This is a genomic window from Actinacidiphila alni (genome assembly GCF_900112845.1).
In the GTDB taxonomy this organism is placed as follows: Bacteria; Actinomycetota; Actinomycetes; order Streptomycetales; family Streptomycetaceae; genus Actinacidiphila; species Actinacidiphila alni.
The window spans coordinates 1-5,159 of the sequence record NZ_FONG01000046.1 but is presented as its reverse complement, the minus strand read 5'-3'; the positions used below and the strand labels follow the sequence as shown (position 1 = coordinate 5,159).

The 5,159-nt window shown below is 69.1% G+C and carries 4 protein-coding genes and 1 pseudogene; all 5 read right to left on the bottom strand.

What is annotated here, in order from left to right; all coding sequences use genetic code 11:
• Window positions 1-93 (bottom strand): annotated as a pseudogene (locus BM076_RS35440) (roadblock/LC7 domain-containing protein); the annotation flags it as partial.
• Between the two features lie 9 nt (window positions 94-102).
• Window positions 103-3,177 carry a sensor histidine kinase gene (locus BM076_RS35435; protein WP_218160151.1) on the bottom strand — a complete coding sequence of 1,025 codons (3,075 nt, stop codon included), beginning with the start codon at window positions 3,175-3,177 and terminating at the stop codon, window positions 103-105.
• Window positions 3,178-3,663: 486 nt separating this feature from the next.
• On the bottom strand, window positions 3,664-4,272 hold the full coding sequence (locus BM076_RS35430; RefSeq protein ID WP_245796684.1) for a GTP-binding protein: 609 nt from the start codon (window positions 4,270-4,272) through the stop codon (window positions 3,664-3,666).
• Window positions 4,253-4,660 carry a DUF742 domain-containing protein gene (locus BM076_RS35425; RefSeq protein ID WP_093717892.1) on the bottom strand — a complete coding sequence of 136 codons (408 nt, stop codon included), beginning with the start codon at window positions 4,658-4,660 and terminating at the stop codon, window positions 4,253-4,255. The genes BM076_RS35430 and BM076_RS35425 overlap by 20 nt, the downstream gene beginning before the upstream one ends.
• Before the next feature lie 83 nt (window positions 4,661-4,743).
• Entirely contained in the window at window positions 4,744-5,157 is a 414-nt protein-coding gene (locus BM076_RS35420) for a roadblock/LC7 domain-containing protein (RefSeq protein ID WP_093717891.1), read from the bottom strand.
• Window positions 5,158-5,159 lie beyond the last annotated feature (2 nt).

Below are 5,159 nucleotides of genomic sequence, written 5' to 3'. Positions count from 1 at the left end.
GTCGGCGGAGACCACCACCGTGTGGGACACCCCGGGGGTGTTGTCCACGAAGTTGGTGATCAACCAGTTCAGGTTCTGTGCCGCCTGGCTCATCGGACTCAACTAGCGCTCCTGGTTCTGGGGGCCGCCGAGTGGGGGCTCGGGGGCCTGTCCGTTCGTATCAGTTCCAGCAGTGCGCCCTTGCTGGACGCCACGCCGCAGATTACTCAACCTGCCGCGGACGTCCTCGGGTGCGCGGGAGACCTGTGGGCCGCCCTGCGGGGTCTGCGTCGCGGTACCCGGGACCAGGTTGGCCTTGGGCACCCGTCGGGGCAGGCCGGAGGGGGTGACCCCGCCTGCCTTGGGCTCGCGGACCTGCTCGGCCCGCTGCCAGTTCTCGTCATTCGTCGACCGCCAATCGGTCGGCTCGGGTTCCCGTGCCCCCTGGGGCTCGGGAGCCTCCTGAGCAGGCTGTTCCTGTGGTGAATCCGGCTGCCGACGGGTGCGGCGGGGCAGGCCGGCGTCCGTCAGTGAAGGGGAGCCTACGCTCTCGGACGGCTGCTGGGGGAGCTGCGGAGCGGAATCCGTTACGTCCGTTACCTGAGCATCCTGCTGAAGCGGCGGCTGACCCTCCGGAACCGGCCAATCGTCCTGCCCGGCCCGGAAACCGGTGAATTCCGGCCGCTGCGCGGCCTCCTCGTACGACTGCTGCTGGTAACTGCTCTGACCGTAGGAGGGGTCGTACGGCTGCTGGACATAGCCCTCGTCGAAGACCCGGGCGTTCTCCGGGTAGCCGTTCTGGTCGTAGCCCTGCTGCTCGTAACCGGGCTGCGGCGCGAAGCCCTGGTCGTAGCCCTGCGGCTGGAAGCCCTGCTGCTGGTCGTAGCCGGGTTGCTCGTACTCGGACTGTTCGTATTCGGCCTGCCCGTACTCGGCCTGGTCGTACGACGGCTGCTGCGGGAAGTCCGGCGCGGGCTGCTGCGGGTCGAAGCCGTTCGCCTCGTAACCGGCGGTCGCGGCTTCCAGCTGCGCGCGGCGCTCCTCGCGCTGGAGCGAGCGGCCCACCGGGTCCAGCGCCGGGAGCTGCGTGCCCGGCGCCCCCGGCGTCTCGTAACGGGAGTCGTCGAAGCCCAGCTCGGCCGCGGTCGGCATGTGGCCGACCTCCTGCGCCGTCTGCTCGGGCACGATCCGCGAGACGGTGAAGTCGCGGTCGTCGTCGACGAGTTCCTCGCCGCCGCCACCGTGGGTGATCGGCTCGGGCAGCATCACCAGCGAGGTCGTCCCCGCCTGCTCGCCCGAGGGGCGCAGCTGCACCCGGATGCCGTGCCGGTCGGAGAGCCGGCCGACCACGAACAGGCCCATCCGCTTGGCGATCTCGACGTCCACCGTCGGCGGGTCGGCCAGCTTGTGGTTGATGTCCGCGAAGTCCTCGGCGGTCAGGCCGATGCCCTTGTCGTGGATCTCGACCATCACCCGGCCGTCCGGCAGCCGGGTCGCGGTGACCCGCACCTTGGTCTGCGGCGAGGAGAACGTCGTCGCGTTCTCCAGCAGCTCGGCGAGCAGATGCACCAGGTCGGTCACGGCGCTGCCGTGGATGTCCGTCTCCGGTATGCCGACCAGCTCGATCCGGTCGTACGCCTCCACCTCGGAGGCGGCGGCGCGCAGCACGTCCACCAGCGGGATCGGCTGGTTCCACTGGCGGCCGGGCTCCTCGCCCGCGAGCACCAGCAGATTCTCGCCGTTGCGGCGCATACGCGTCGCGAGGTGGTCCATCTGGAAGAGGTGCTCCAGCTGGTCGGGGTCGGCCTCGTTGTTCTCCAGCTCGGTGATCAGGGTGAGCTGGCGCTGGATGAGGCCCTGGTTGCGCTGCGAGAGGTTGGTGAAGATCGCGTTGACGTTGCCCCGCAGCAGCGCCTGCTCGGCGGCCAGCCGGACCGCCTCGCGGTGCACCTGGTCGAAGGCGCGGGCGACCTCGCCGATCTCGTCCTGCGAATTGATCGGGATCGGCGCCACCGTGGTGTCCACCCGGCCCGGATCGGTGCGCGAGAGCTGGTCGACCAGCGACGGCAGCCGGGTCTCGGCGATCTCGAAGGCCGCGCCGCGCAGCCGCCGCATCTGCTTGCTCATCGCGCGCGCCACCAGACCGGCCACGATGAAGGCCAGGATCAGCGCCACGATCACGATCGCGGAGTTCACGATCGCGTCCCGCTTGGCGTCGGACGCGATCTGCTTGGCGTCGGACGCGGCCTGGTCGGCGAGCTGCTGCTCGACCGTGCGGTAGGCGTCGAAGGCGAGCGTGGAGGCGCCGAAGTAGGACTCGGGCGTGATGCCCTCGGCGCGCAGCTGCGGCACCGTCTTGCCCGGAGTGGCGATCTCGCCGACCATCTTGTCCAGCGCCGGCGGCACCACGAACGGGGCGTGCGCGGCCTCCGCCTTGCGCTGCGCCTCGGCGACCTGGTCGTTGCCCTTTTTCGCCGCGTCGGCCTGCGCCTGCTTCAGCCGCTGGGCGTCGGCGGCGGTGCCGCCGCCGTTGTACTCCTCGACGGAGATGCCCTGGAGGTACTGGTACGAGCCCAGCGCCGTCTTCTGGAGTGCCAGTTCCTTGTCGGTCACCGGCTCCTGCACCAGGATGTGCATGCCGATCGACCTGGTCAGCGACTCGGCGGCCTTGGCCAGCGACACCGCGTACAGGGTGCGGCCGTAGGAGGTGATGTTGCTGGTGCCGTAGCCCAGCTCGTTGTCCAGCTCCAGCAGCGGGTGCTGGATCTTGACGTAGAACTCCTCGGTCTGCACACCGGACAGCTGCCGGGTGTAGGCGGCCTTGCGGAGCGTGGACAGCTGCGGCTCGACGGCCCGGAAGTTGGCCATCCGGCGCTCCAGGCCGGCCTCGTGCGGCATCTTGGCCGCGGCGGCGTCGAAGGCGCGGGCGGCGTCGTCGGTGGCGGTGCGGGCGGCGGAGACCGTCGGGTCGTCACGCTTTCCGGCCAACAGCGGAACCACCGTGACATCACGTTCGTTGATCAGTGCGTGGCTGTAGGTCGCGGCGGCACGCACCAGATTCGCGGTACGGACGGCGTCGTCGGCCTGCTGCCAGGTGTTCACGGAGCTTTTGACCCGGAAGCCGCCGAAGACGAGAGCGACCAGGACGGGGATCAGGAGGATCACATTGAGGCGGGTGGCCACCCGCCAGTTGCGCATGCTGAACCGGCTGCCCGGCTCGTCCTGCGGCTCCGGAGCGGAGATGGCCGGAGTAGTGCCCCCGGGACGCTGGGGCGGCGTGAAGTTCCCCCGCGGGCCCTGAGCGGGGCCTGCTTCTGCTCGCCTCGTGTTCCTCACTGGACCAACAACCTCTCGGCGACGGCACAACGAAGGCCGTTCCTACTCTCGGGTTCTGCGAATTCCAGCACGTCATGGCGGTCCCAGCCAAACGTCCGGCATATGGGAATCAGCACATGACGGGCGAAGATAAAACGGGCATACGTTCCAACCCCCGCCAAACCCTATGACAGATGTACGCGCTGCGACACCGGCTGAGCGCTAGCAGTGTTCGACGGCCGCCGAAACTCTCTCGAAATGTTATGAAGACGAAGACCGGCCGTGTCGCCTGACACAGCCGGTCCCCGTGGCTTGTTCGGAGCGGTCCGAACCCTTGTATGACCCCGCTATTTCCTGTCTGTCGCGCCCCTACTTCAGCCGCGCGAGCAGCGCGTGCTCGACGAGCGTGATGAGCGCGCTCTTCGCCTCGCCGCGGTGCCGGGCGTCGGTGGTGATGATGGGCGCCTCCGGCCCGATCTGCAGCGCCTCGCGCACCTCCTCGGGACGGTACGGCTGGTGGCCGTCGAAGCCGTTGAGGGCGATGACGAACGGCAGGCCGCTGTTCTCGAAGTAGTCCACGGCCGGGAAGCAGTCCGCGAGCCGGCGGGTGTCCACCAGCACCACGGCGCCGATCGCGCCGCGCACCAGGTCGTCCCACATGAACCAGAAACGGTCCTGGCCCGGCGTACCGAACAGGTACAGGATCAGGTCGTCGTCGAGCGTGATACGGCCGAAGTCCATCGCCACGGTCGTGGTCGTCTTGTCCTGCACGTGGCTCAGATCGTCGATCCCCGCCGACGCCGAGGTCATCACGGCCTCGGTGCGCAGCGGGTTGATCTCCGACACGGCACCCACGAACGTGGTCTTGCCGACGCCGAATCCGCCCGCCACCACGATCTTCGCAGACGTGGTGGACCGCACCGACTGCTGCGCGCCGTACGCGGCCTGCGGCTGCGGCCTAGAGCTTCCGAAGTCCACTGAGCACCCTCTCAAGCAGTGTCACATCAGGCTGGCCGCCCGCCTCGCCGCTGCCCGGCTGATGGATGGCGACCATGCCGGCCTCGGCGAGGTCGGCCACAAGAATCCTGGCCACACCGAGCGGGATGGCGAGCAGGGCGGAGATCTCGGCCACCGACTTGATCTCACGCGTGAGGTGGCAGATCCGCTGGTGTTCCGGCAGCAGCCCCGCGTACTGACCCGGGTCCGCTGTTGTGCTGACCAGCGCCTCGATCGCGAGCTGGTAGCGGGGCCGGGTGCGGCCACCTGTCATGGCGTACGGCCGAACCAGCGGCTGGTCGCCTTCCACCCCGTACGGCGCGTGGTGGGACGCGCCGTACGGGCCCGGCGAAGCGGGTGGCGGGGTCATGAGGGTCCTCCGTGTCCGGGCAGTGCTGTCGCGGTGCGGGAAGTACGGACAAACATGGGGGGATACGTGGAGCTGCGGATGTGTCAGTGCATGAGGCTGCCCTGGAGCTCAGCACGGAGATCCGGTGTGAGCACGGCACCCGCTCGGTCGACGAGCAGGGCCATTTCGTAGCCGACGAGGCCGATGTCGCACTCGGGGTGGGCGAGTACGGCCAGGGAGGATCCGTCGGAGACGGACATGATGAAGAGGAAGCCGCGCTCCATCTCCACCACGGTCTGGTTGACCGAGCCGCCCTCGAAGATGCGGGAGGCCCCGGCGGTGAGCGACGTCAACCCGGAGGCGACGGCGGCGAGCTGGTCGGCGCGGTCGCGGGGGAATCCGTCGGACATCGCGAGCAGCAGGCCGTCGGCGGAGACCACCACCGTGTGGGACACCCCGGGGGTGTTGTCCACGAAGTTGGTGATCAACCAGTTCAGGTTCTGTGCCGCCTGGCTCATCG